Source organism: Agrobacterium sp. CNPSo 3708 (assembly GCF_028674915.1).
Lineage (GTDB): Bacteria > Pseudomonadota > Alphaproteobacteria > Rhizobiales > Rhizobiaceae > Agrobacterium > Agrobacterium cavarae.
Genome location: NZ_JAQZSF010000002.1, coordinates 411,900 through 437,600, shown reverse-complemented (window position 1 = coordinate 437,600; position 25,701 = coordinate 411,900). Strand labels below are relative to the sequence as shown.

Sequence of the window (25,701 nt, the reverse complement as noted above, 5' to 3'; positions counted from 1 at the left end):
TCTCCGCCCAATCTGCCAAGACAATTTGGCTGCCAAGGAGGTTTTGACGTGGAAAAGACCGAAACGCGAAAGCTTGCGGAAGAATACATGCTCCTTGGCGGCACCCGCCAGGTCATGATCGACGACAACAAGACATTTGTCCGTCAATACGACCATGAGCCGGAAGAAGCCGAGCGCTTCTGGCAGGAGCGCATCGCAACCCTCGACAAGGCACGGATCGCCGATGTCGAATTCTTTCTACCGTCTGTCAACTCAGACGTAGAATCCTAACGAGCCCACCCCAACAGAATATAGACCAGGAAGGAAACAGTCATGACTGCTATCAATTCTGCCAAGATCGTCATTCTCGCAACCGACGGATATGAGCGCTCGGAGCTTCGCGTGCCGTACGAAGAGCTGCAGCGCAAAGGCGCAGACGTCAAGATCGCCTCGATCAAGGACGGCGAGATCAAGAGCTGGGACGAGAAAGACTGGGGCGACAGCGTGAAAGTCGACCTGCTCGCCAAGGACGTGCGGATCGAAGATTTCGACGCTCTCGTCCTTCCTGGCGGCCAGATCAATCCGGACGTCCTTCGCGCCAATGACGACGCGATGCGCGTGGTCAAGGAATTCGTGAAGTCCGGTAAGGTTGTGGCTGCCATCTGCCACGCACCATGGCTTCTAGTTGAAGCCGATGCGGTTCGCGGCCGTGAAGTGACGTCTTACGGCTCCATCAAAACCGACGTGAAGAATGCCGGCGGCATTTGGAAGGACGAAAAGGTCGTTTGCGATAAGGGCATCGTCACCTCCCGCAACCCTGACGACTTGGAAGCTTTCGTTGCAAAGATCGTCGAAGAGGTCGAGGAAGGCCGTCACGAACGCAAGGCAGCATAAGCTATTTTTCATAGCTTCAAGACCGACGAAGGGCTGGTGCACCATGGGTGCGCCAGCTTTTTTTTTGGGCGCGGCGATATGAGGCGAATATGAAGAAGGAGGCGCCAGTGCAGGTGCCTTCAAATCGCGAGTCGGGGCAGGCAACACTCCGTGAGGCGGATATTTTGCCACATTTTTGCCTTATTTAAGCCACTCTTTCGTCTCGGAAACGTTTCAGAAAGCGGTTGAAATTAATTTTTCCCAACAAAAACGGTTTATTTTTAATTATTTTATATGTGCGGCGCCATAATTTTGCTGCGCTGCATATAAGAAATATTACATGTCTCTTATTTAATCGAGCCTTAGAAAAGCGCTCCATCTTACCCGCAAGACCAGTAAACCAGAAGAACAGTTTTAATATAAATGGCTGCGTAATACATGGAGATGGTCACCATGCGTCAACTGCATGACGCCTGCCTGTCTTTGTTCCTTTTATAGGCGTTCATCAATAGTCTCAGCCAACATGATGTGAGGAATTTGGGGCGGCCGGTTTTAGGCAGCCGGGTAACGTTGCCTCACAAAAAATTCAAAAGCACCAAATTCCGACCACAGACTTCATGTCTCATGATGACTGCATGACGCGCCCAACGGGTACCGACCTATCGCAAAACATAAATGGAGTTCTCTCTATGAAGTCCGCGACTCGATCGGCTGTTTCGCCGCTTAGTGGTTCTGAAGAGTCTGATGTGAGCTTTCCTATCGGGGGCATCGTGAAACGCAGTTTCGATGTTTCCTCGGCACTGCTCGCCCTTCTTGTCCTCAGCCCGATCTTTCTCATGATCGTGGTCTTGGTCAAACTCTCTGACAAGGGACCCGCTTTTTACGGCCACCGCCGTATCGGCCATAATGGCCGCACGTTTCATTGCCTGAAATTCCGCACGATGGTCGTGAACGGAGATGAGGTGCTGAAACAATATCTGACGTCTGACCCGCAAGCTGCGGAAGAATGGCGCCAGACGAGAAAACTGAAGAACGATCCGCGTGTCACAGCTGTCGGCAGCGTTCTTCGCAAACTGAGCCTTGATGAACTGCCACAGCTCATCAACATCATTCGTGGTGAAATGAGTGTTGTGGGTCCTCGTCCTGTCGTGGACGAGGAACTCAACTACTATGAAAGTGCCGCGCGCTACTATCTCAGCACGCGTCCTGGTCTTACCGGTCTCTGGCAAATCAGCGGTCGCAACGACGTCTCCTACAAGGAGCGCGTGGATTACGACACGCAATATGTTCAGAACTGGTCGATGATGAGAGACATTTCCATCATCATGAAAACCGTGCCAGCTGTCTGCATGTCCCGCGGCAGCTATTGAAGCCAGATTAGATACTCGGCATGAACGCAGACCCTCCCACCTGTGCCATGCCTTGCGGCTGCGACCGGACCTGAGCCGGTCGCACATTCACTTTTCAAGGCATCAACATGGAGTTTTACATGGTTGGCATTGCCGACGAAGCCCTCCCTAGAAAACGGCGCACCCAAACATGGTGCAAAGGTACTGCTCTGGCTGTTGCCGCGGCGCTGCTGCTGACCAGTCCGCTCAGCGCGCTTGCGCAGGATGGCCAATACCGCCTCGGAACCGCTGACAAGCTTCGCATCCGCGTTGCCGAATGGCAGCCGGCAGACGGCACCATCCGCAACTGGGATGTGATCAATGGCGATTACTCCGTCGGCCCCTCAGGCACGCTGGCGCTTCCCTTCATCGGCCAGTTGAATGTTGCCGGAAAGACCGCAGGCGAGGTGGGAGAGGCGATCGGCGCGCAGCTTCAAAGCAAGTTTGCTCTGCGCAACCTTCCATCAGCCTCCGTCGAAGTTGCCCAGTTCCGTCCGGTCTTCCTGACGGGTGATGTGCAAACGCCCGGCGAATATCCCTATGCGCCCAATATGACGGTTCTGAAGGCTGTCAGCCTCGCGGGCGGTTTGCGCCGTTCCGATGCAGGGCAGCGTTTCGCCCGTGACTTTATCAATGCCCGTGGCGACGCCGCCGTCTATGACGATCAGCGCGGCCGTCTTCTGGCGCGTCAGGCAAGGTTGCTTGCCGAAGTGAGCGGCGACCAGGAGATTAAGAAGACGCCTGAAATGGAAAAGGTCGTCAATATCGATGCGCTTCTGGAAAGCGAAAGCGCGCTGATGAAGTCTCGCACCGAGCGCTATACGCTTCAATTGAAAGCGTTGAAGGATTTGCGTGAACTGCTGGATGCGGAAGTGGAATCTCTGCGCAAGAAGGCAGAGAGCCAGCAGCGTCAGTTGCAATTGGCAAACGAAGACCGGGAAAAGGTCAACCGCTTGAACGAGCAAGGTCTTGCGCTTGCTCAGCGTCGTATCTCGGCGGAAGAACGCGCAGCCGAGGTTGAGGCGACGCTTCTCGACATCGATACGAATGCTTTGCGCGCCAAGCAGGATATCAACAAGGCGATCCAGGATGAGATCAACCTGCGAAACGACTGGGACGCGCAGCGCTCCAAGGAATTGCAGGATACGCAGGCCGAATTGCAGAAGCTGAACCTCCAGCTTTCCACCAGCCGCGAACTCATGTCGGAGGCCTTGGCGCAATCGGCGGAAGCTCTGCGCTTCGATCCGTCCGGCAAGTCGGCCTCGATTTCCTATGTCGTTGTGCGTGAGGACAAGGGAAAATCGAAGGAAATCAAGGTTGACGAAACCACGGCGCTTGAGCCTGGCGACGTTATCAAGGTTTCCTCGGAAGTGCTGATGCAGTGAGGCTGCCATGCGGATTGCGAAATCGGCACTGATCGATCCTGACAGAAACGGGCTCTACGGAACGGCGGCAGTGGCGCTGTCCTTCTTTGTCTTCGCCTATTCGTCGAAGTTCGGACAGATCTCGATCCTTGCCTATTACGCCGTCTGGCTGCCTCTGGTCGTCGTGGATTATCGCCGGGTGCTCGGTAATTATACCCGCTACTTCTGGATTTTCGCCTTCGGCATTCTGGCCGTGCTGTCGAGCTTCTGGTCGGACGCCATGTCCGTCAGCCTGCGCGCCTCCATTCAGTACATGACGCACATCGTTTGCGCGCTGATTGCCATGCGCGTCATATCGATCAAGACGCTGACGCGCGGAGCGCTGATCGGCATTACCGTCGTTCTTCTCTATTCACTGCTGTTTGGAACCTATCTTTTCGATGCGCTGGATGGCACGACCAGCTTCGTCGGTGCATTCTCTTCCAAGAACCAGTTGGGCTTCTATGCCTCGCTTGGGGTGCTCTTTGCCGCAGCTTCTGTGCTTGTGCTGCGCCAAAGAGGTTTGTGGTTGCCGATCGCGGGCGTTGCCGGTCTGATCTCGGCCTACAGCCTGCTTGCATCGCAATCGGCAACATCCGCCATCACCACTGCAGCCGTCGTCATCATGATGGCGGGTCTGCTGCCGCTCTGGGCCTTATCCCCTGGCAATAGGAAGATGCTGTTTTTTGCAGCCGTTGGATTGGGCGGTCTGTTTGTCGTGGCCGCGCTACAGTTCGGCCTCTTCGACGCGATCCTTGGCGTTTTCGGCAAGGACACGACGCTGACAGGACGCACCTATCTCTGGCAGCAGGGCATCGAGGCGGCCAAGCGGGCGCCAATTTTCGGTGTTGGTTATCAGGGTTTCTGGGTGCCGGGCTTCTCCGATGCCGAACGGCTCTGGGACGATTTCTTCATTTCCGGTCGCAGCGGCTTTCATTTCCACAACACCTATATCGAGGTGGTGGTGGAGAACGGTTTCGTCGGTCTCACTCTGCTTGTCATCCTGCTCTACGGCACGCTTTTGGGTCACTTGCGCTCGATCCTTATGCGCAATCAGGATCCGCAGGCGCTCATCCTGTTTTCGCTCTGCGCCCTGTTTGTCGTGCGCTCCTTCGTCGAGATCGACATTATTTTCGCATACCAGATCGGCTCGTTCCTGCTGTTCTACGCGGCTGGCAAACTCTGCCTGCCGCGGCGCACCCCTGTGGTCACATCGCCCTTTTTGGCAGGTATCGCGGTACGGCCATTGGCCGGGAGATAAAGGAATCATCCATCTCTCCACAGGAGTCGGGCTGACTCATGTTGACTCTTTTGTGAATCTAGAACAAAAAGTGAACATTAGTTTTTTAGCGTGGAATGCTCTGAGAAGTTTCGTGTCATGCAGAAGCGCGCAGAACAGCTTGTCGTGGAGGAATTGCGAGAAAGGCTGGAGAGGATCACCCAAGGTCCTGCCAGACAGCAGCAGACTCTGCCCTTCAATATTCCTGCCATGGATGAGCGTCTTCCCGGTGAAGGCCTGAAGCTTGGCAGCTTGCATGAAGTGAGCGGCGGCGGAAATGGTGCCGTGGACGGTGCAGCGTCAGCACTCTTCTGTGCGGGGATCGCTGCCCGGTTGAAGGGCAAGATCCTTTGGTGCGTGACCCGTCCGGATCTTTTCATGCCCGCTCTCACACAGGCAGGGCTCTCGCATAACCGGCTGATCATCGTCGAATGCCGCGACGAAAAGGGCGTGCTGGATTGTTTCGAGGAGGGGCTTCGCTGCAACGGCTTTGGTGCCGTGATCGGTGAAGTGTCGAAGCTGCCGATGAACATGTCGCGGCGTCTGCAACTGACGGCGGAAGCTTCGGGCGTGGCAGCCATAGCGCTTCGCCGCTGGCGTCATGTGAGCGGTGTCGCCGATTTTGGTCAGCCGACCGCCGCCGTCACCCGATGGCGCATTTCCATGCGTCCCTCCACCCCGCTGCCGGTACGCGGGGTAGGGCGGTCACGCTGGTTTGTAGAATTGCTGCGTGTCCGGGGCGGCGAACCTTTTGAACTGGAAGTGGAAGCCTGTGATGCAGAGGGTCGTCTCGCTATACCTGCCGACATGGCAGACGGATCGATACCGCAGGATGCTTGGGGACGAAGCGCCGCCGGTTGAAACTCCGGTCGTCATGATCGCCCGCCAGGGAAGCCGCCGGCTCGTGGCTGCTCTTAATAGCGCCGCGCTGAAAGCGGGCTTGCGGCCCGGCATGCCGGCCAGCAAGGCGCAGGCCATTCTACCGGGCCTGATTGTCGAAGACTTGAAGCCGGTGGAGGATGCAAAAGCCCTTGAGGATCTGGCCTTCTGGTTTTTGCGCATCTATGCCCCCATCGTCGCGCCGGATACGCCCGATGGGCTGGTGCTCGATACGACCGGGGCCGATCACCTGCATGGCAATGAAAGACTGATGCTGACAGGCATGATCAATCGCCTGCATGCGCTGGGTTTTACGGCGCGTGCGGCAATTGCCGAAAGCTGGGGAGCAGCCCACGCGCTTGCCCGTTTCGGGCGCGAAGCCGTCACCATTTTACCTGAAGGCAGCGTGCGCGAAGCGCTCGCGCCTCTCCCGCTTGCCGCCCTGCGGCTGGATGCACATCTGGTCAATGAGTTGAAGGTCTTGGGCTTTCGCCGTATTGGAGAATTGGCAGCTGCGCCGCGCGCGCCGATCACCTTGCGGTTCGGCCCGGAAGTGGGTCGCAAGCTGGATCAGGCTCACGGTATCCTGTCGGAACCGATAGAGCCGGTCCGCGTGGCGGAACTGGTGACCGTGCGCCGCTTCTTTCCCGAACCGATTGGTGCTGCAGAAACCATTGCAAAATACACTCGAAAGCTTGTGTCCGACCTCTGTCTGGATTTGGAGAAGCGAGGTTTAGGTGCGCGCCGTGTCGATCTCGTTTTCCATCGTGTCGATAGTGGTGTGCAGGCCATTCGGGCCGGAACCTCCAAACCCGCACGCGATAGCAAGCAATTGTCGCGCCTTCTGACCGATCGTATCGAGACGATCGATCCGGGTTTCGGCATCGAAAAGATGACATTGACGGCGACCCATGCCGAGCCGCTTCTTGCCGGGCAGGCGCGCTCCGTTCTTCTGGAAGAAGCAGGAGGCGATATTGGCGAGGCTGTCGATATCATCCTCAACCGTGGCCACAAGGTCTATCGCTATGCCGCCGTTCAAAGCGATGTGCCGGAGCGTTCCGTTCAAAAGATTCCAGCCGAGGCCACGGAAGATGCACCCGGCTGGCCGGAACATTGGCCAAGGCCGGTGAGGTTGTTGTTCAAGCCGGAGCCAATCCAGACGGTAGCGCTTCTGCCCGATCATCCTCCCCGAAACTTCACATGGCGCGGGGTGCGTCACATCGTCAAACGGGCCGACGGGCCGGAGCGCGTCTTTGGCGAATGGTGGAAGCGTGATCGAGAACTCTCGGCGGTGCGCGATTATTTCCGCGTGGAAAATGAGAGCGGCGAGCGTTTCTGGATATTCCGCTCCGGCGATGGCGAGCACACCGAGACCGGCTCTCTGGAGTGGTTCATGCATGGATTTTTCGCATGAGTACGGGTGTTCGTTATGCCGAGCTGCAGGTCACCTCGCATTTCTCGTTTCTGCGCGGCGCCAGCTCCTGTGAGGAGCTTTTCGCCCAGGCCAAAGCGCTTGGCATAGAGGCATTGGGTATTGTCGATCGCAACAGCCTCGCCGCCATTCCGCGGGCGCACAAGATTGCCGAAGAGCTTGGTATGCGGCTGGTGGTGGGTTGTCGACTGGACCTAGTGCAGGATGTTTCCGTGCTGGTCTATCCGGTGGACAGAGAGGCCTATGCCCGCCTATGCCGCCTGCTGACATTCGGCAAGAGAGATGGCAAGGCTGGCAAGTGCCAGCTCACCTGGAGTGATCTGGTCGCCTATGGCGAAGGACTGATCGTGGTTCTCCTGCCGGATGAGACGCATGAAGGGCTTTCCAGCCATTTGCGCCGGATAAGGGCTGATTTCGGCGATCGCGCCTATGTGGCGATGAGCCTGCGCCGCCGACCGAACGATGCGCTGCGCCTCCATGAGCTTTCGCAGATGGCAGCACGCGCAGGCGTGGCAACGGTCGTTACCAATGACGTTCTTTTTCATGAGCCCGGTCGTCGCATGCTTCAGGATGTCGTTACCTGCATTCGCCACAACTGCACCATCGACGATGCGGGCTTTCGCCGCGAGCGACATGCCGATCGCTATCTGAAGCCGCCGGAGGAAATGTACCGGCTTTTTTCTGCCTATCCGGATGCCTTGGAAAATACGCTGAAGATCATGAAGAAATGTCGCTTTTCGCTCTCTGAATTGAAATATCAATATCCGGACGAGCGGCAGGTACCAGGCCTGACGGCGCAGGAAGCGCTGGAAAAATTCGTCTGGGATGAGGCACCGAAGCGATATCCCAATGGCGTGCCGGAAAAGGTGAGGAAGGCGCTTCGGCACGAATTGACCATCATCGCCAAGAAGGAATATGCGCCCTACTTTTTGACCGTCAATACTATCGTCAGGAAGGCACGGGAGATGAAGATTCTTTGCCAGGGACGTGGATCTGCGGCCAATTCGGCGGTCTGTTATGTCCTCGGCATCACCGCAATCGATCCGGATGAAAGCGACCTTCTTTTCGAGCGTTTCGTTTCCGAGGACCGTGACGAACCGCCGGATATCGATGTGGATTTTGAGCACCAGCGGCGCGAGGAAATCATCCAGTGGATCTATGATCACTATGGGTTCGATAAGGCGGCGCTTTGTGCTGTGGTGACCTGCTATCGCGGCAAGGGCGCCATCCGCGATGTCGGCAAGGTACTGGGCCTTCCCGAAGATCTGACCAAACTCATGTCCTCGCAGATCTGGTGGTGGACGGAAGGCACCGGCGAGAAGCATGCCAATGAATTGAATATCAATCTGGAGGATCGGCGCGTCAGACTTGCCTTCGATCTCGCGCGCCAGTTGATCGGAACGCCCCGCCATTACAGCCAGCATCCCGGCGGTTTTGTGTTGACCCATGACCGGCTGGACGAACTCGTTCCCATTCTTCCAGCATCCATGAAGGACAGGCGGATCATCGAATGGGACAAGGACGATATCGAGATCGTCAAATTCATGAAGATGGATTGCCTGGCACTCGGCATGCTGTCCTGCATGCGCAGAGCCTTCGAAATGCTGACGGTTCGCAAGGGTGAAGAGTTTGGACTGACCAGTATCAATAACAACGACGATCCGACCTACGACATGATCTGCAAGGCCGATACGATCGGCACGTTCCAGATCGAAAGCCGGGCGCAGATGTCGATGCTACCTAGGCTAAAGCCTCGTAAACTCTACGACCTTGTCATTCAGGTGGCGATTGTTCGGCCCGGTCCGATACAGGGTGACATGGTGCATCCTTATCTTCGACGAAGGGAAGGAAAGGAGGAGGTGGTCTATGAGCGGCCTGAATTGGAAAACGTTCTCAAAAAGACGCTCGGTGTTCCTCTTTTTCAAGAGCAGGCGATGCGTGTAGCGATCGAATGCGCCGGTTTTAGCGCCAATGACGCTGACCGTTTGCGAAGAGCCATGGCCACTTTTAAAAACGTAGGGACGATCAACGAGTTTCAAGAAAAGCTCGTTCAGGGCTTGGTCAGAAATAAATTCAGCGAAGACTTCGCCAAGCGTATCTTCAAGCAATTGGAAGGCTTCGGCAGCTACGGTTTCCCCGAAAGCCATGCAGCCTCTTTCGCATCGATTGCCTACGCATCGGCATGGGTGAAGTGCCACCATCCCGATATCTTCTGTGCGGCGCTGTTGAACTCCCAGCCTATGGGATTTTACGCCCCGGCACAGCTCGTTCGCGACGCACGTGATCACGGCGTTGTGGTTCGGCCCGTCTGCGTCAATGCGAGCCGCTGGGATTGCATGCTGGAGGAGAAGGTCGGTCCAGATCGCAACGCCGTGCGCCTTGGCATGCGGCTGGTGAAGGGGCTGTCCAACCATCATGCGGGCAATATTATCGCGTGCCGGGAGGAGCGTCCCTTTCAATCTATCGATGATTTATGGAGGCGGGCAGGGGTACCGGTTTCCGCGCTGGTGTGTCTTGCCGAAGCGGATGCTTTTTTGCCGTCTCTCGGTCTTTCACGTCGTGAGGCATTGTGGGCGATCAAGGGCCTGCGCGATGAACCCTTGCCGCTTTTTGCTGCCGCAGCTGCTCGGGAGAACGCGTTGATCGAGGAGATGCAGGAGCCGGAAGTCAACCTGCTGCCCATGACCGCAGGCGGAGAGGTTGTGCAGGACTATGGCCATGTGGGCCTGACGCTGCGAGACCACCCCATGAGCTTCCTACGCCAGGATCTCGCGCGACGTCGGATCGTGACATGCGCTGAGACGCTCAAGACGAATGACGGTCGCTGGCTGGAGGTCGCTGGTCTCGTGCTCGTGCGGCAGCGCCCTGGCTCGGCGAAGGGCGTCATCTTCATGACGCTCGAAGACGAGACCGGCATTGCCAATGCCGTCGTCTGGGTGAAGACCTTCGAGAAATACCGCCGTGTCATCCTGTCGGCGGGGATGGTGGGGATTTACGGCAAGCTTCAGCGTGAAGGCGAGGTCGTGCATGTCGTCGCCCACCGCATCACCGATCTGTCGGATGTTCTGAGAAGTGTCGGCGAAAGGGATAAGCCGTTTCCCCTGCCGCATGGTCGCGGCGATGAGTTTCACCATGGGATACCGACGACGCGTGACAGACGCGGGTTGCCGCCGAGACCAGCTCTTCAGGAGAGCGATGACGATCACATCACCGTCAAGGGTCGCAACTTCCATTGAAGAGCCACAACGCAACTTCGTTGCAAAGTCGAGTGACGCTCTCGCGACGCTTCAGGTGAGAGTGGAGTTCTTGATCCGATCCTTGCCGACTTCGATCACGTGCCGCATCGCCTTTACGGCGGCGGCCTCATCTCGCGCGGCAATGGCATGGACGATGCGCAAATGGTTGGCGGCAATCTCCGCGATGGTGGCTGGAGCAGAGGCTGGCGACGAGAGCTTGAAGGAGATGGCGAGTGCCGCCTCGATCAGACCGCTGGCAGAACGCATGAAGGGATTGCCGGAAATGCTGGCAACGGCCAGATGGAATTCCAGATCGATCTTGGCAATGCTTTCGGCGGTATGGGCAGGGTTGTCGAATTTCGCCGCGATCGCGTAGAGCGCGACAATGTCTTCACTGGATGCATGCCGAGCAGCCGCTGCTGCAGCAGCCGGCTCAAGCGCCAGGCGAATTTCGGCCAGATGCTCGATGAACTCAGGATCGAGACCAGCCTCGCAACGCCATCCCAGCACGTCCGGGTCGAAGAAGTTCCAGCTTGATTTGTCGAGAACGCGTGTCCCGACTTTCGCTTTGGCTTCCACCAGCCGCTTTGCGGCCAGCGTCTTCATCGTTTCTCTGAGAACGGTCCTCGATACGCCGAAGCGAAGCGAGAGTTCGGCATCGTTGGGGAGAAGGGAACCCTCCGGTATCCGGCCCGAAACAATGGCGCTGCCAAGTTCCGCCACGACGTGCGCATGGCTGTTGCGCCGCTTTCGTCCTGATATCGTGTTTTCCAGTAGCCCCAACAACTATCTCCCTCGCTGATGTTATGCCGGGTGAGCCGCCGCCATTCTTCTGTTTGAGTACCAGATGATTGTGCGTTGCAAAACGATGAATATGAACAGAAGTATGCCGATGACGATTTTCGTCCACCAGGATGACAGTGTTCCATCAAAAACGATATAGGTCTGAATGAGGCCCTGGATCATCAGGCCGATGAAAGTGCCGGCAACGAGGCCTGTTCCCCCTGTCAGCAGCGTCCCGCCGATCACCACGGCGGCAATCGCATCCAGTTCGACACCAACGGTTGCCAGAGAGTAGCCGGAGGAAGTGTAGAGCGTGTAGACGATGCCCGCGAGACCGGAGAGAAAGCCGGACAGCGCATAGATACCGATCGTGGTTTTGGCGACGGGGACACCCATCAGTTCCGCCGATTGCTGGTTTCCACCAAGTGCGTAGACATTGGCACCGAAGCGGGTGCGGGCTGCCACCAATATGCCGACTGCAAAGACGATCAGCATCAGGATGGCAAGCGCCGTCAATCGACCGCCACCGGGCACACGAATATAGAAGCCCTGGATGGCATCGATGACCGGATGGGAGATCGGGACGGAATCGGTCGACATGAGATAGGCGGCCCCGCGTGCCAGAAACATGCCTGCGAGGGTGACGACGAAGGGCGGGATCGCGAGAAAGCGGATCATCGCGCCCATCAGGCTGCCAAAAATCGTGGCGATGACGAGTACTGCCGCGAAGGCAACGAGCGGATGAACACCATATCCGTTGACGAGCACGGCGACGAAGACGCTGGAAAAGGCGATGACCGAGCCGATGGACAGATCGATGCCGCCAGACAGGATCACGAATGTCATGCCGACGGCCGCAATGCCGAGAAACGCATTGTCGGTCAGAAGATTGCCGATGACCCGTGTGCTGAGAATGCCCGGATATTGGGAAACGCACAGGGCATAGGCAATGATGAAGATCGCCAGCGTGGTGAAGAAGGGAAGGTTGCGTGTGTGGATCATCGCGCAGCTTCTCCTTTGTTGGTGGTGGGCGCCGGTGCCGCCGGGCTTGGTTTTTTCGGCGTTCTGGTAAAGCCGAGCAAAGTGACAAGTGCCGGCGATTGAAGCGTCAGAACCACGATGATGATGCCTGCCTTGATGATCAGGTTGAATTCTGGTGGGAAGCCCGAGACAAGAATACCGGTATTGATCGTCTGGATAATCAGCGCGCCGATGAGCGACGCGGTGATGGAGAAGCGTCCGCCATTCAGCGACGTGCCGCCGATGACGACCGCCAGGATCGCATCGAGTTCAAGCCAAAGGCCGGCATTATTGGCATCCGCACCACGAATGTCGGCGGTCACGATCATGCCGGCGATGGCGGCACATAGTCCGGAGATCGCGTAGACGAAGAATAGCAGGAAGCGGGCGCGAACACCGGCAAGTGCGGCGGCGCGACGATTGATGCCGGTTGCCTCGATCAGGAAGCCGAGCGCGGACTTGCGCACCAGAAGTCCGATAAGAATGGCACTCGCCACCCAGATCACCACAGGCAGTGGAACGCCTGCGAAGGAGCCGGAACCAATGGCGGCAAAGCTGTCATTGTTGAAGGTCAGGATGACGCCTTCGGTGATCAGCTGCGCAATGCCGCGACCGGCAACCATGAGAATGAGGGTCGCAATGATCGGCTGGATGTCGAGGACGGCGACCAGAATGCCGTTCCAGATGCCGCAGGCAACACCGACTGCCAATGAGATGGCGATCACGACGGGAATGGAATGCCCGGCACTGATCAGCGTGGCTGCAACCGCACCGCAAATGGCGATGACCGCGCCGATGGAGAGATCGATACCCTTGGTGGCAATGACCAGCGTCATGCCGATCGTCAAAAGCGCCACGGGTGCGGCGCGCACCAGAATATCGATAAGGCTGCCATAGAGGCGTCCATTCTGCATCGAGACGTTCAGGAAGCCGGGCGATATCACCGTAATGGCAGCCAGAATGATGAACAGCGCAATGAACTGCGGCGCCAGTCTCTTCAATTTCAACGTTACGCTCTTCATCACGCGGCCTCCGTGCGGGCGGAGGTCGCAATCGCCTTCATGATGTTTTCTGCAGTCACGTCGGATCCCTTGAGTTCTTCAACATGGCGGCGGTCCGACAGGACGATGACGCGATGGGCGACCGCCGTCAGTTCTTCCAGCTCCGACGAAATGACGACGAGCGACATGCCCTCCTGGCAGAGCTTCTCGATCATCTTGAGGATTTCGGCGTGTGCACCAATATCGATGCCGCGCGTCGGCTCATCAAGAATGAGGAGGCGAGGCTCGGTTGCCAGCCAGCGGGCAAGGATTGCTTTCTGCTGATTGCCGCCGGAAAGGAACTTGATCGGACGTTCACGATCGGCGGGACGAATGTCGAGCGACTTGATGAAGTCGTCGGCAAGCGCTGCCTTCTGACGCTTGGAAATCGGGCGCATCCAGCCCTGACGGGCTTGCAGGGCAAGCGCGATGTTATCGGCGACGGAAAAATCGCCAATAATGCCGTCCGTCTTCCGCTCTTCAGGACAGAAGCCGAAGCCCTGGTCGATGGCCGCTTCCGGTGATTGGATGGACACCTGCTTGCCATCGATGGTCGCTGTTCCGCTTTCCGGCTTGTCGATGCCAAAGAGAAGGAAGGCGGTTTCGCTGCGGCCTGAACCGAGGAGCCCTGCAATGCCGACTACTTCTCCCGGACGAATATCAAGATCGAAGGGTTCGACGCTGCCGCGCTTGCCATAGCCTTGAAAACGGATGGCAGGCGCCGCTTCGACCACATCATTGTCGGAGGGCTGGCGGTTATGGGTGACATTCTGCAATTCGCGCCCGAGCATCATGGAAATGAGCTCGCCTCTCGGAAGCTCCGAAATGGTGCGCGTGCCCACCAGCTTACCATTGCGCAGGACCGTAACGCGGTCGGCAATGTCATAAACCTGGTTGAGGAAGTGGGTGATGATGACGATGCCGAGACCCTCGGTGCGCAACTGCCTCAGCACCGTGAAAAGCATCTCGACTTCATGCGCGTCAAGGCTGGCTGTCGGCTCATCCAGAACGAGCACCTTGCCGGAGAGATCGACGGCGCGCGCAATGGCAATGATCTGCCGGATGGCGACCGAATAGCTGGAGAGCAGGGCATTGACGTCGATGGTAAGACCATAGCGACCAAGCAGCTTCTGGGCCTCGTCGCGCATGGTGCGCTTGTCGATGAGGCCGAAGCGGCGCGGCTGGCGGCCGAGAAAGAGATTTTCGGCAACGGTCAGGTTTTCCAGGAGATTGACCTCCTGGTAGACGGTGCCAATGCCGAGCGCTTGCGCTTCACCGACATCGGCTGGGGAAATCTCGTCGCCATCGAGGCGCACTGTTCCTTTGTCGCGGGTGTAAACGCCGGTCAGGATCTTGATGAGCGTGGATTTGCCGGCACCATTTTCGCCGAGCAGCGCATGGACTTCACCCGCACGAAGGGTGAAATCGACATTGTCGAGAGCGGTTATGCCGAGGAAGGACTTACCGATGGCACGTGCTTCCAGAAGGGACGGTTGTTCGGACATTCTGAAGCATTCCATTGAAGAAAAAGCGTGATGGAAACGGTGCCGAAGCACCGTTCCGATCGCCAGTTCCGATATGAGGCACGTTCAGCAAAGAACCAGCGGCACTCTGCAATGCGCAAGAACGGAAGCGTTTGGATATCTGGGGTGAAGCGGACTTCACCCCCAAACCGGTCTTAGTAGCCGAGGCCTTTCTTTGCCTCATAGACCTTCATCGGATCGTCAGACGCCGTATAGAGCTTGGATTCCGTCTGGATCCACTTCTTCGGCTCTTTCTTGTCCTTGAGGTAAGCGTCAAGTGCATCGAAGGCAGGACCAGCCATGTTCGGCGTCAGTTCGACCGTTGCGTTCGCTTCACCGGCAGCCATGGCCTTGAAGATATCCGGAACGGCGTCGATGGAGACGACCTTGATGTCTGTTCCAGGCTTCAGACCGGCTTCCTTGATAGCCTGGATCGCGCCGACAGCCATGTCATCATTGTGGGCGTAGACAGCGCAGATGTTCTTGCCGCCATTTTCAGCCTTGATGAAGCTTTCCATGACTTCCTTACCCTTGGTGCGGGTGAAGTCGCCGGTCTGCGAGCGCGTGATCTTGATGTTCTTGTGCGAAGCGATGGCTTCTTCGAAGCCCTTCTTGCGGTTGATGGCAGGGGAAGAGCCGGTCGTGCCCTGAAGTTCGACGACATTGCAGTCCTTCGAACCGACATCCTTGACCAGCCAGTCGCCGGCAACCTTGCCTTCGTGAACCTGGTCGGAGGTCACAGCGGTCAGGTAGAGGCTATCTGGAGCTTCGATCTGACGGTCAAGAAGAATAACGGGAATGTTTTCTTCCTTGGCTTCTTTCAGAACGGCGTCCCAGCCGGTGGCGACGACAGGGGCAATCAGAATGGCATCGACGCCCTGGGCGATGAAGCCGCGAACGGCCTTGATCTGATTTTCCTGCTTCTGCTGCGCATCGGCAAATTTCAGAGTGATGCCACGCTTTTCAGCCTGTTGCTTGGTGACGGTGGTTTCTGCAGCGCGCCAGCCCGATTCGGAGCCGATCTGCGAAAAGCCGACGGTGAGCGACTTTGCGGATACGCCAGAAGCCAGGCATACGGAAAAAGCGACGGTAACCGCCGCGAGTGCTTTTTTCATCTTTAATCCTCCCAGAGATGATGTCGGCTGACGGGGCGATATGAGCATATAGTATTATCTTTGAAAAGCGATTTTTTGCTTCGGATCGCCACTCAGCTTGAAATAGAACGGGTTATTCTAAATAAAGATAATTAGATTCAATGGGATAATTTAGTAATATTTTTCCAGCGGCATTGCCGCGTCTGTCTTTGCGTTCCTTGACAATTGCGTTCATCCCGAAATAGTAATACGAATACAAAGAACAATCTGCGGCATTGACCGCATTCCTCAATTGCCGCAGATCAGGCAAGGGAAGAAGAAGATTGAGGCGGGAGGAATCGTGCGAATCGTCAGCGAGAGTTTGGACGCAGTGGAAGGTTTGGGCAGATGTCCGCCTTGCCAGATGTCGTCGTCTCCGCTACGCGTCTGCGTGGTCCCATTGTCGACGCTTCACCATGAATTCGTCGCACTCCCGTTGACCTACCCGTTCGCCACTTCCGGCTGGAGACCATTATCATGACAGACTCGAAGAATTTGACCGCCCCCCAAGGCAAGCTGCGTTCGCGCGCCTGGTTCGACAATCCCGCAAATGCCGACATGACGGCGCTCTATCTCGAGCGTTACATGAATTTCGGTCTGAGCCAGGCCGAGCTTCAGTCGGACCGCCCGATCATCGGCATCGCGCAGACAGGGTCCGACCTTTCGCCTTGCAATCGCCACCACCTTGAGCTGGCGAACCGCCTTCGTGAAGGTATCCGCGAAGCGGGCGGCATTGCCATCGAGTTCCCGGTTCATCCTATCCAGGAAACCGGCAAGCGCCCGACTGCCGGTCTCGACCGTAACCTTGCCTATCTGGGCCTCGTCGAAGTGCTGTATGGCTATCCGCTCGATGGCGTCGTTCTGACGATCGGCTGCGACAAGACGACGCCTGCCTGTCTTATGGCGGCGGCCACCGTCAACATTCCGGCGATTGCTCTGTCCGTCGGCCCGATGCTGAATGGCTGGTTCCGCGGCGAGCGCACCGGCTCCGGCACCATCGTCTGGAAGGCTCGCGAACTTCTGGCGAAGGGCGAGATCGACTACCAGGGCTTTGTCAAACTCGTTGCCTCGTCCGCGCCGTCCACCGGCTATTGCAACACCATGGGCACGGCGACCACGATGAACTCGCTGGCCGAAGCGCTCGGCATGCAGCTTCCGGGCTCTGCCGCGATCCCTGCACCGTATCGCGATCGCCAGGAAATCTCCTATCTCACGGGTCTTCGTATCGTCGAGATGGTCAAGGAAGACCTGAAGCCGTCCGACATCATGACGAAGGATGCCTTCATCAACGCCATCCGCGTCAATTCGGCCATCGGTGGTTCCACCAACGCGCCGATCCATCTGAACGGTCTTGCACGCCACGTCGGCGTCGAGCTCACCGTCGATGACTGGCAGACCTATGGCGAAGAAGTTCCGCTGCTTGTCAACCTGCAGCCGGCTGGCGAATATCTCGGCGAAGACTACTATCACGCCGGTGGCGTTCCGGCGGTCGTCAACCAGTTGATGGAACAGGGTCTCATCATGGAAGACGCCCTGACCGTCAACGGCAAGACGATCGGCGAGAACTGCCGTGGTGCGATCATCGAAGACGAGAAGGTCATCCGTCCTTACGATCGTCCGCTGAAGGAGCGCGCAGGCTTCCGCGTGCTGCGCGGCAACCTCTTCTCTTCTGCCATCATGAAGACCAGCGTTATCAGCCCGGAATTCCGTCAGCGCTATCTCTCCAACCCGAACGATCCCGAGGCTTTCGAAGGCCGTGCGGTCGTGTTCGACGGTCCGGAAGATTATCACCACCGCATCGACGATCCGTCGCTCGGCATCGACGCGCAGACGGTTCTGTTCATGCGCGGCGCAGGTCCGATCGGCTATCCGGGTGCGGCAGAAGTCGTGAACATGCGTGCTCCCGACTACCTGCTGAAGGAAGGTGTCAACTCGCTGCCTTGCATCGGCGACGGTCGTCAGTCCGGCACGTCGGGCAGCCCGTCGATCCTCAATGCCTCGCCGGAAGCGGCAGCAGGTGGCGGTCTTGCCATCCTGCAGACCGGCGACCGCGTGCGCATTGATGTGGGCAGAGGTACCGCCGATATCCTGATCTCGCCGGAAGAACTGGCAAAGCGCCATGAGGCGCTGAACGCTCAGGGTGGTTACAAATATCCGGATCACCAGACGCCGTGGCAGGAAATCCAGCGCGGCATCGTCGGACAGATGGAAACGGGTGCAGTGCTCGAGCCAGCCGTGAAGTACCAGCGCATCGCCCAGACAAAGGGTCTTCCGCGCGACAACCACTAACGCATGGTCCGATGTGCCGGAGCGATCCGGCACATCATTTCTCGCCGCCGGTTGTGACACAGCCGGCGGTTTTTCTTTCTCTACCTGTCCGACGTCATGACGGTGATCTCGCCGCTGCGTTTGATCTTCACGCCTGAAAGTCGTCGCGTCATGAAGGCACCGGTGTCGACATTCAACCTGTTATGGACCATGGCGACGTTGCGCACCGGCGTATGACCGTGGACGGTCAGAAATGGGTTTGCCACCGAAGGTGCTCCCTGTTGGCTTGGTCGAATCCAGAGGAGGTTCTTGTCCTCCTGCTGTTCGAGGGGAACGTCGTTCAAAAGTCCGGCATGGACAAAACACAGCCCCGGCACCGCAATGAGCGAAGGAAGGCTGGCGGCAAAGCTAATGTGATGTGCCGGTATGGCCTTCTGCACGGCTGCTCGCAATTGCCGATTATCCTCTGGCAACCTGGCAATGCCATAAGACCGCAAGGTTTCAAGACCGCCGAATTCCAGCCAACGATGATCACCATGCGGATTTCGGATGAAATCCACCATCGATTCCTCGTGGTTCCCAGCGAGGCAGAAACGCCGAATTCCGTCGGGCTGGGTCGTGATCAACTCTTCGAGGACCGCAGAGGACTTCGGTCCGCGATCCACATAGTCGCCGAGCATGATGATCCACTTTTCGCCGACTTCACGTTCGGCGTCGGCCACAATCTTCTCCTGCAGAATGTGAAGAAGGTCGAGGCAGCCATGGACATCGCCTACTGCATAGATGACCTCCGGTCGTTCGGAGAAGAAGAGCTTCTGGCGCATGGCTGGACCATTTGATCTGGAGAAGTGGCTAGAGCCGGGAAATCTCTACCAGCCTTAGAGCACTTCGAGTTGAAAAGGAAACCTGTCAGCGCGATCCTGCGGGACTTGAAAACTCCTCATCCCCGACGCGCAACAACGCCGCGCTTCACCGACTGGCCGTCGGTCGTGTATCATCGCACCAAAGGCGGCAGTCCTTCCCGCACCCGGATGAGTTCGATCAGGTGACGCAGCGCCGGGTGGTTTTGCCGTCGGCTCGGATAATACATGTGGAAGCCTGCACCGGTCGATGACCATTGAGGCAAAACGACTTCCAGCCGTCCATCGCGCAGCTCCGCATCGGCACGGCGTTTCAGGACGTAGCCCAGACCCAAACCGTCGGCAGCGGCATCGATGGTGCTCTGCGTATCGCTGATCGTGCAGTTGCCGGGCACGTCGATCCGTATCATGGCATCACCATTGCCCAGTTCCCATCGGAACGCCGAGTTGTCACCCAGAAGAAGGCGCAGGCAGGAATGCTGCATCAGGTCGTCCGGCTTCTTCGGTCGGCCATGCCTGTCGAGATAGGCTGGCGAACCGACGATGACCCACTCCAATGGCTCGGTCAGCGCGACTGCGATCATGTCCTCAGGAACAGTGTCCCCGTATCGTATCCCGGCATCGAAGCCTTCGGCCACCATATCGACCGGGCGATTTTCGACGACGACCGTAAACCGCATATCTGGCAAGAGCTTCAGAAAACTCGGAAGTACGGGGCTGACGAGAAGGCGACTGGCGTCGGCGGGAATGTTCAGGCGCAGTTCGCCGAAAGCGCCGGCATGCCCGTCGTCCATCTCGGAGAGCGCCGAGCCGATCTCATCGAACCCTGCCTCCAGGCGCGCGGCGAAGCGCAGCCCCGCGGGCGTCGGCGCGACGCTTCGGCTTGTGCGATTGAGGAGCTTCGTGCCCAAACGCTCTTCCAGCCGGCGGATTGCGTGGCTGAGAGCAGATGCCGTGATCCCCAGTTCGATTGCGGCTGCCTTGAAACTGCGGCGACGAACGACGATCGAGAAGGCTGCAAGATCGGGCAGCTCCGAGCGGAGAAACGGCGGCATGAATGATTTCTGTTCAGTGCATCGTTGAATGTGATGCAAGCATAAGAACTTGCTTCTGTGCCTGCAAGGCCTAGGGTCTTTCCAATCGAAGCGTGCGGAGGAGCACCCCATGTGGCACGAATTGAAGATCCCGGATTTGAACGACAGAGCCGTTCTCGTCACGGGGGCCTCCACCGGTATCGGCGCGGCGGTGGCCAAGGCCTTGGCCGCGCAAGGCGCAAAGGTCGCGGTTCATTACAATGCAAGCGCTGCGGCGGCCGAGGCGGTGCTTGCCGACATTCGCCACGCTGGAGGTGAGGCCATCCTTATCCAGGGAGATGTATCAAAGCCAAGCGGGAGTGAACGCGTGGTCGAGGCTGCAGCTGAAAAGCTCGGTGGGCTCGACGGGCTCATCAATAATGCCGGAGGCATGCTCGGTCGTGTGCCGACGGCGGATATGGACGACGCCCATTATGCGCGTGTCATGGACCTCAATGCCCGCTCTGTGTTGGCTGCGACAAAGTCGGCCGTTCCGTTTCTGAGGCGGCGGCAGGGCTTCGTCATCAACACGACCTCGATTGCGGCACGCAACGGCGGCGGCAATGGTGCAATCCTCTACGCTGCCGCCAAGGGCTTCGTCTCGACGATCACCCGCGGCCACGCAAAGGAGTTCGTCGGCGACGGTATTCGCGTCAACGCCGTCGCACCCGGCATCATCGCGACACCCTTTCATGATCGCTACACCAGCCCTGAAATGCTCGACGCCCAGCGACAGAGCGTCCCGATGGCCCGTGTCGGCACACCGGACGAATGCGTCGGCGCCTATCTCTTTCTCGCCTCGCCACTCCTGTCCGGCTACATCACCGGACAGATTATTGAGGTCAACGGCGGACAGCTGATGCCGTAGGGCGCCTCTGGCGCCTTTGTCCCTCCCGATCTTTGCCCCCAACATAGCCGACCGGCACACCGCCGAAGTCGTCGGCCTTTCTCACGGAGTACATTCATGACCATTCAGACACGCCGTCTCGGTCGGACGGAATGGAATATCTCGGAAATCGGGTTTGGCGCGTGGGCCATCGGCGGCTCATGGGGAGACGTGGACGAGACTGATGCGAAGGCCAGCGTCCATGCCGCGCTTGATGCCGGTATGACATTCATCGACACGGCTGATGTTTATGGTGATGGTCGCTCCGAGCGCATCATCCGTGACGTGCTGAAGGAGCGCGGCGGTGAGCGGCCGATCGTTGCAACGAAGGCCGGACGCAGGCTGAGCCCACATGTGGCCGATGGATATACCAAGGCCAATCTCGAGGCTTTCGTTGATCGGAGCCTGATGAACCTTGGCGTTGAGGCTCTTGACCTCGTCCAGCTCCATTGCCCGCCGACAGAGGTCTACTATCGCCCCGAAGTCTTCGGCGCGATGGACGACCTCGTTTCGGCAGGCAAGATCCGCTTCTATGGCGTATCGGTCGAGAAGGTGGAGGAAGCGCTCAAAGCCATCGCCTTCCCGAACGTATCGACGGTTCAGATCATCTTCAACATGTTTCGCCACCGCCCCGCCGACCTGTTCTTCTCCGAGGCCAAGCGCCGCGACGTCGGCGTCATCGTGCGCGTGCCTCTGGCAAGCGGTATGCTGACGGGGAAGATGCGCAAGGACTCGACCTTCGCTGCTGACGACCACCGCAACTTCAATCGCCACGGTGAGGCATTCGATGTCGGCGAGACGTTTTCGGGTGTTCCATACGATGTTGCGCTTGAGGCAGTCGAGGAACTGCGAGCGCTCGTTCCGAGCAACGTCACCATGGCGCAGTTCGCGCTGCGCTGGATCCTGATGGAGGAGGCCGTCTCGGTCGTCATCCCCGGTGCAAAAAACCGCGATCAAGCAACCTCTAACGCTACGGCGAGCCGTGTGGCGGCAATCCCCTCAGAGGTCATGGATAAGGTGCGGGCGCTTTACCGTGACAAAATAGCGCCGCATGTCCATCAGCGCTGGTAGGTGAAGAGACGAAGAAGAACGCCGTGGGCCGCATCGCGCACGGCCCTGCCGCGGGTCAAGGATGTGTATCCGCCGACCTCTTGAGATCAAAAAAAGTCGTATGACGCGTTATTTGTCGATCTACTCGTTCTGACCCTAAAATGGTCCAGTTTCTGGAAACTACTGTTGATGTTGCTCTGGAAGCAAGGGAGGAAGGACATGCCGCTGCAAAACCGCGTCGATCCATTCGGGGATATTCTTGACCTGCCACTGCGAGGCCTCTTCACCGGCAATCGCGGCATCATTCACGATCCGGCCTCACGAACGCTGACGACCAAGCGATGGGCTTCGAAATCCTGGTTGATTTGCAGTTGCAGCTATAAAGACGTCCGTCGTGATGTCATGGCGTCGCGAAGCTGGACGGAGCTGTTCTTTCTCGATGAGGCGACTGCGCTGGCAGCCGGGCATCGCCCCTGCTTTCAATGCCGGCGTGAGGAGGCAGGTAAGTTCGTTGCCGCCTGGGTTACGGGCAATGGTTCTCCTGCAAGTTCCATCCGCGATATCGACGCGACACTGCACCGCGAACGCCTGCAGATGAAACGAAAGCGCGTCAATGTCCTTTTGACGCTTGTCGAGGAGCTGCCGGACGGGACGATGATTGCGGCGCAAGGCGAGGCCTATCTCGTTTCCAGTGGCAATACCTACCGGTGGAGCCCTGAAGGTTATCGTCAAACATCCACGCTGCCTTTCGTTGACGGGCTTTTGACGCCGCCATCGACGCTAAAAGCTTTGGAGGCGGGTTATCGACCGGTGCTGCACCCGTCTCTTGAAACAGCCGATCTGGATGCTGCGTAATGATGAATGACCTCTTCGCCGGGCTTGAGCCTCAGCAGGCGTCCCGGCAGGATATGGCAGAGGGTGCCGTGCTCATGCGCGGCCGTGCACTTGCCCAGGCAGATGAACTGATCGCCGATATTCACCGCATTTCATCGTCTGCCCCCTTTCGCCACATGGTCACACCCGGTGGTTTTTCCATGTCGGTCGCGATGACCAATTGCGGCACCTATGGCTGGGTGACAGATCGGCGCGGTTATCGCTATGAGCGGCAGGATCCTCTGACGGGTGAGAACTGGAGCCCGATGCCAGAGAGATTTCTGTCACTTGCGGTAAGCGCTGCCAACGAGGCCGGTTATCCCGACTTCCTGCCGAATGCCTGCCTTATCAATCGCTATGAGCCAGGCGCGAAAATGTCGCTGCATCAGGACAAGGACGAGAAGGACTTTTCCCGTCCCATCGTTTCCGTGTCGCTCGGTCTCCCCGTTGCCTTCCAGTTTGGCGGGTTGCAACGCACCGATCCTGTGACGAAGTATCCGTTGCAGCATGGAGATGTGGTGGTATGGGGCGGACCCTCCCGCCTTTTCTATCACGGTGTGCTGACACTGAAAAACGGCGTCCACGAGAAAGCCGGCCCCTTCCGTTATAACCTCACGTTCCGCCACGCTGTGGTGTAATCAAGGCGTCGCCCACGCCCACGCTGTGCTGAGGTCTCGACGATCGTCGCGGAAAGACTGGACTTTAACGAGTGTGTTAACTCTAAAAACGATCTCCGCCCTTTCCTCAGGTCGCGTTTACCTGTCGTTTCGTCATTCCTGTGTAGCGTGAAAGCACAACACGAGATCGGGAAACGACCATGGGTGCAATGCTCAAGCCGAACAGGGCCTACGATACAGACCAACAGATTGAGTTTAACAGCAAGCTGACGGCTGCGCATGCACGCATCGAGAAGCGGTTTCTTGATGGCGGCGCAGTGCTCGTTTCCGTCATGGAGATGCTCAACGATCTTATCGGCATTCTCGATGGGATCACAGGAACAATGGACCAGGGCAAGACCGAGGAGACGGTTGCCGGTCTGCGCAGGACGATGACGGATCTGGCGCATCTGCCGGAAATCGAGCGCGATCGTAAATCCGGTTTCGAAGCACTGACCACCATGTGCGCCTCGACCCGCGGCCATATTGACGACATTCACGAGACCATCCGCTACCTCAAGACCTTTGCCATAACGGTGAAGATTGCCGGTGCGGGGCTGGCGGAGTTCTCCGGTTTTGCCGACGAAATTCGCGATCGCATCCAGTCGGGTGCGGATGAGGTTGCCCGCTTCGGTGCCAATCTTGAGGCGATGCGCGCGCAACTCACCGATGCCCGCTCATTTTCATCGAAAACACTGACCGACTTCGGCTCGATCATTCCGCCCATCATCAAGGGACTGACGGAAAACTCCGCCCGCATCGTTGCCCAGCATCGGGAAATGGCGGAGATCGCAGGACAGGTCAAAAAGATTGCCCAAGGGGTGCAAGGCAAGATCGGGTCCGTCCTGTCCAATCTGCAGATCGGCGACATTACCAGACAGCGCATCGAGCATATTCAGAGCATTCTCCAACTGCTGGAAGAGTTCGTCGCCTCGTCGGAAGGCGAAGCGTTGACCGAGACCGAACATGAGGTGCTGCGCGAAGCAGTGCTGCAGCTCGTCAGTGCACAGATGGACGAAACGGCTGCGGACTTCCAGCGCGATTGCAGCAAGATTTTCACCAGCATTTCCAGCTTTATCGATGATGCGGGCCGCATTCTGTCCCTGCGGGACGAACTCGTCGATCGCAGCTCGAACGGTGACAACAACGTGCTTGCGCTGATGGAAAGAGATATTGTCGAGGCCTGCAAGCTGGCTGAACGCGTCCAGGGCAGCAGCGGCGACGCGGACAAGGTCGTGTTCTCCGTTGCCGAGAGCGCTCAGGAATTGCTGCGCGGTATCGAGGTGCTGCGTTCAATCAAGATCGACATCCATTACATGGCGCTGAACTCCAACCTGCGTTGCTCCAAGCTTGGCGAAGCTGGACGTTCCGTCAACGTCGTCAGCGGCGAGATGCGGATCTTCGCCGGCAAGCTTGAAACGCCGGCCGACGCAATCGTCGAGGATCTGCGCGGCGTAGAACTTGCCACACAGGCGCTGGTGGAACAGGGGCAGGGGCTTTCGAAGAACTTCAGCGCGCCGCTCAACGAAGCGCTGGATTCGATCCGGAATGCCAAATCTCAAATGGAGCAAGGGACGCAGGCGCTCGCCGAAGAGGGACAGGCCGTGTTCAGCCGCATCAGCGCTGTCGTCACCACCCTCGATTTCGAAAGCGAGCTCGGTGCCACCTTCAACGACTGCTGCAATATTGCAGCCCAGTTGTCGCAGGGGTTCCAGGCCGATGTATCGAGCTTCGCCGACAAGATCGAAGGCTTTTCGTCGCGCGTCTACAAGCTCTACACCATGGCCCATGAGCGCGATATCCACGTGCGATATCTGCCGGCCAACGGCGCCAGCGCTCACGCGACGGCCACACCGTCGGCGGAAGCAGACGATGACGATCTCTTTGCCGATGCGCTGTTCTGATCACTTGGAACCGTTTTAGCGCATGTGCGAAAGCCGTGGGGTTCGCTCCGCGGCTTTCTGCTATTCTAGCAAGCGTTGGTCGGAGTTAAACTGGTGAACCAGCCTGATGCATTTTGGGGTTGCAAAAGCCGGCAGGATATCCGATCCATCCTGCACTGCGTTG

The 25,701-nt window shown here is 57.9% G+C and carries 21 protein-coding genes; 14 read left to right on the top strand and 7 right to left on the bottom strand.

Going from position 1 to position 25,701, the window contains the following annotated elements; all coding sequences use genetic code 11:
* Window positions 1–48: 48 nt before the first annotated feature.
* From PVA19_RS04970 to PVA19_RS04935, 8 genes are all read left to right on the top strand, one after another.
* Entirely contained in the window at window positions 49–270 is a 222-nt protein-coding gene (locus PVA19_RS04970) for a hypothetical protein (RefSeq protein ID WP_062424591.1), read from the top strand.
* A gap of 42 nt (window positions 271–312) precedes the next feature.
* Window positions 313–873 (top strand): DJ-1/PfpI/YhbO family deglycase/protease, encoded by a 561-nt coding sequence (locus PVA19_RS04965; RefSeq protein WP_062424138.1) that lies wholly within the window; start codon window positions 313–315, stop codon window positions 871–873.
* A gap of 668 nt (window positions 874–1,541) precedes the next feature.
* The gene (locus PVA19_RS04960) at window positions 1,542–2,222 is read left to right on the top strand and encodes a sugar transferase (RefSeq protein WP_062424139.1); all 681 of its coding nucleotides are present in this window, start codon (window positions 1,542–1,544) and stop codon (window positions 2,220–2,222) included.
* A 119-nt stretch (window positions 2,223–2,341) separates the two neighbouring features.
* The gene (locus PVA19_RS04955) at window positions 2,342–3,625 is read left to right on the top strand and encodes a polysaccharide biosynthesis/export family protein (protein ID WP_113260946.1); all 1,284 of its coding nucleotides are present in this window, start codon (window positions 2,342–2,344) and stop codon (window positions 3,623–3,625) included.
* A 7-nt stretch (window positions 3,626–3,632) separates the two neighbouring features.
* Entirely contained in the window at window positions 3,633–4,904 is a 1,272-nt protein-coding gene (locus PVA19_RS04950; protein WP_112519607.1) for an O-antigen ligase family protein, read from the top strand.
* Between the two features lie 117 nt (window positions 4,905–5,021).
* Entirely contained in the window at window positions 5,022–5,783 is a 762-nt protein-coding gene (locus tag PVA19_RS04945; protein WP_112519608.1) for an ImuA family protein, read from the top strand.
* The gene (locus PVA19_RS04940; protein WP_274101410.1) at window positions 5,698–7,215 is read left to right on the top strand and encodes a DUF6504 family protein; all 1,518 of its coding nucleotides are present in this window, start codon (window positions 5,698–5,700) and stop codon (window positions 7,213–7,215) included. The genes PVA19_RS04945 and PVA19_RS04940 overlap by 86 nt, the downstream gene beginning before the upstream one ends.
* Window positions 7,212–10,469, top strand: a complete 3,258-nt coding sequence (locus PVA19_RS04935; RefSeq protein ID WP_274101409.1) for an error-prone DNA polymerase — start codon at window positions 7,212–7,214, stop codon at window positions 10,467–10,469. The genes PVA19_RS04940 and PVA19_RS04935 overlap by 4 nt, the downstream gene beginning before the upstream one ends.
* Before the next feature lie 51 nt (window positions 10,470–10,520).
* On the opposite strand, the gene PVA19_RS04930 is transcribed toward PVA19_RS04935, so the two are convergent.
* The 5 genes from PVA19_RS04930 to ytfQ form a co-directional block, all read right to left on the bottom strand.
* Entirely contained in the window at window positions 10,521–11,252 is a 732-nt protein-coding gene (locus PVA19_RS04930; RefSeq protein WP_062600031.1) for a FadR/GntR family transcriptional regulator, read from the bottom strand.
* Between the two features lie 21 nt (window positions 11,253–11,273).
* Complete coding sequence (gene yjfF, locus PVA19_RS04925; protein ID WP_082546327.1) at window positions 11,274–12,254, bottom strand: galactofuranose ABC transporter, permease protein YjfF; 981 nt, start codon at window positions 12,252–12,254, stop codon at window positions 11,274–11,276.
* Window positions 12,251–13,294 (bottom strand): ABC transporter permease, encoded by a 1,044-nt coding sequence (locus tag PVA19_RS04920; protein ID WP_062600030.1) that lies wholly within the window; start codon window positions 13,292–13,294, stop codon window positions 12,251–12,253. Before PVA19_RS04920 ends, yjfF begins: the two co-directional genes overlap by 4 nt.
* On the bottom strand, window positions 13,294–14,817 hold the full coding sequence (locus tag PVA19_RS04915) for a sugar ABC transporter ATP-binding protein (protein WP_274101407.1): 1,524 nt from the start codon (window positions 14,815–14,817) through the stop codon (window positions 13,294–13,296). The genes PVA19_RS04920 and PVA19_RS04915 overlap by 1 nt, the downstream gene beginning before the upstream one ends.
* 173 nt (window positions 14,818–14,990) lie before the next feature.
* Complete coding sequence (gene ytfQ / locus PVA19_RS04910) at window positions 14,991–15,950, bottom strand: galactofuranose ABC transporter, galactofuranose-binding protein YtfQ (protein ID WP_062441680.1); 960 nt, start codon at window positions 15,948–15,950, stop codon at window positions 14,991–14,993.
* Between the two features lie 495 nt (window positions 15,951–16,445).
* On the opposite strand from ytfQ, the gene PVA19_RS04905 reads away from it, so the two are divergent.
* Complete coding sequence (locus PVA19_RS04905; protein WP_062424148.1) at window positions 16,446–18,257, top strand: IlvD/Edd family dehydratase; 1,812 nt, start codon at window positions 16,446–16,448, stop codon at window positions 18,255–18,257.
* A gap of 80 nt (window positions 18,258–18,337) precedes the next feature.
* On the opposite strand, the gene PVA19_RS04900 is transcribed toward PVA19_RS04905, so the two are convergent.
* A complete protein-coding gene (locus PVA19_RS04900; RefSeq protein WP_130978693.1) occupies window positions 18,338–19,060 on the bottom strand; it encodes a metallophosphoesterase in 723 nt (240 codons plus the stop codon).
* Between the two features lie 170 nt (window positions 19,061–19,230).
* Window positions 19,231–20,151, bottom strand: coding sequence for a LysR family transcriptional regulator (locus tag PVA19_RS04895; protein ID WP_274101404.1), 921 nt, complete (start codon window positions 20,149–20,151; stop codon window positions 19,231–19,233).
* 109 nt (window positions 20,152–20,260) lie between these two features.
* Here PVA19_RS04895 and PVA19_RS04890 point away from each other — a divergent pair, with 109 nt between their 5' ends.
* The 5 genes from PVA19_RS04890 (at window position 20,261) to PVA19_RS04870 (ending at window position 25,538) form a co-directional block, all read left to right on the top strand.
* The gene (locus PVA19_RS04890; RefSeq protein WP_274101403.1) at window positions 20,261–21,037 is read left to right on the top strand and encodes an SDR family NAD(P)-dependent oxidoreductase; all 777 of its coding nucleotides are present in this window, start codon (window positions 20,261–20,263) and stop codon (window positions 21,035–21,037) included.
* Window positions 21,038–21,139: 102 nt separating this feature from the next.
* Window positions 21,140–22,126: an aldo/keto reductase gene (locus PVA19_RS04885; RefSeq protein WP_440599134.1), complete on the top strand. Its 987-nt coding sequence runs from the start codon at window positions 21,140–21,142 to the stop codon at window positions 22,124–22,126.
* Window positions 22,127–22,324: 198 nt separating this feature from the next.
* Complete coding sequence (locus PVA19_RS04880) at window positions 22,325–22,960, top strand: hypothetical protein (protein ID WP_274101400.1); 636 nt, start codon at window positions 22,325–22,327, stop codon at window positions 22,958–22,960.
* Between the two features lie 2 nt (window positions 22,961–22,962).
* Complete coding sequence (gene alkB / locus PVA19_RS04875) at window positions 22,963–23,616, top strand: DNA oxidative demethylase AlkB (protein WP_274101841.1); 654 nt, start codon at window positions 22,963–22,965, stop codon at window positions 23,614–23,616.
* A gap of 179 nt (window positions 23,617–23,795) precedes the next feature.
* Window positions 23,796–25,538 carry a chemotaxis protein gene (locus PVA19_RS04870; protein ID WP_274101399.1) on the top strand — a complete coding sequence of 581 codons (1,743 nt, stop codon included), beginning with the start codon at window positions 23,796–23,798 and terminating at the stop codon, window positions 25,536–25,538.
* Window positions 25,539–25,701: the final 163 nt, after the last annotated feature.

What these genes read in the sequence shown, in the direction of transcription:
- PVA19_RS04870 (WP_274101399.1), top strand. Translation starts at nt 23,796, where the DNA reads ATGGGTGCAATGCTCAAGCCGAACAGGGCCTACGATACAGACCAACAG.
- PVA19_RS04940 (WP_274101410.1), top strand. Translation starts at nt 5,698, where the DNA reads ATGCAGAGGGTCGTCTCGCTATACCTGCCGACATGGCAGACGGATCGA.
- PVA19_RS04900 (WP_130978693.1), bottom strand. Translation starts at nt 19,060, where the DNA reads ATGCGCCAGAAGCTCTTCTTCTCCGAACGACCGGAGGTCATCTATGCA.
- PVA19_RS04890 (WP_274101403.1), top strand. Translation starts at nt 20,261, where the DNA reads ATGTGGCACGAATTGAAGATCCCGGATTTGAACGACAGAGCCGTTCTC.
- PVA19_RS04955 (WP_113260946.1), top strand. Translation starts at nt 2,342, where the DNA reads ATGGTTGGCATTGCCGACGAAGCCCTCCCTAGAAAACGGCGCACCCAA.
- PVA19_RS04915 (WP_274101407.1), bottom strand. Translation starts at nt 14,817, where the DNA reads ATGTCCGAACAACCGTCCCTTCTGGAAGCACGTGCCATCGGTAAGTCC.
- PVA19_RS04920 (WP_062600030.1), bottom strand. Translation starts at nt 13,294, where the DNA reads ATGAAGAGCGTAACGTTGAAATTGAAGAGACTGGCGCCGCAGTTCATT.
- yjfF (WP_082546327.1), bottom strand. Translation starts at nt 12,254, where the DNA reads ATGATCCACACACGCAACCTTCCCTTCTTCACCACGCTGGCGATCTTC.
- PVA19_RS04945 (WP_112519608.1), top strand. Translation starts at nt 5,022, where the DNA reads ATGCAGAAGCGCGCAGAACAGCTTGTCGTGGAGGAATTGCGAGAAAGG.
- PVA19_RS04950 (WP_112519607.1), top strand. Translation starts at nt 3,633, where the DNA reads ATGCGGATTGCGAAATCGGCACTGATCGATCCTGACAGAAACGGGCTC.
- ytfQ (WP_062441680.1), bottom strand. Translation starts at nt 15,950, where the DNA reads ATGAAAAAAGCACTCGCGGCGGTTACCGTCGCTTTTTCCGTATGCCTG.
- alkB (WP_274101841.1), top strand. Translation starts at nt 22,963, where the DNA reads ATGAATGACCTCTTCGCCGGGCTTGAGCCTCAGCAGGCGTCCCGGCAG.
- PVA19_RS04905 (WP_062424148.1), top strand. Translation starts at nt 16,446, where the DNA reads ATGACAGACTCGAAGAATTTGACCGCCCCCCAAGGCAAGCTGCGTTCG.
- PVA19_RS04960 (WP_062424139.1), top strand. Translation starts at nt 1,542, where the DNA reads ATGAAGTCCGCGACTCGATCGGCTGTTTCGCCGCTTAGTGGTTCTGAA.
- PVA19_RS04965 (WP_062424138.1), top strand. Translation starts at nt 313, where the DNA reads ATGACTGCTATCAATTCTGCCAAGATCGTCATTCTCGCAACCGACGGA.
- PVA19_RS04880 (WP_274101400.1), top strand. Translation starts at nt 22,325, where the DNA reads ATGCCGCTGCAAAACCGCGTCGATCCATTCGGGGATATTCTTGACCTG.
- PVA19_RS04895 (WP_274101404.1), bottom strand. Translation starts at nt 20,151, where the DNA reads ATGCCGCCGTTTCTCCGCTCGGAGCTGCCCGATCTTGCAGCCTTCTCG.
- PVA19_RS04935 (WP_274101409.1), top strand. Translation starts at nt 7,212, where the DNA reads ATGAGTACGGGTGTTCGTTATGCCGAGCTGCAGGTCACCTCGCATTTC.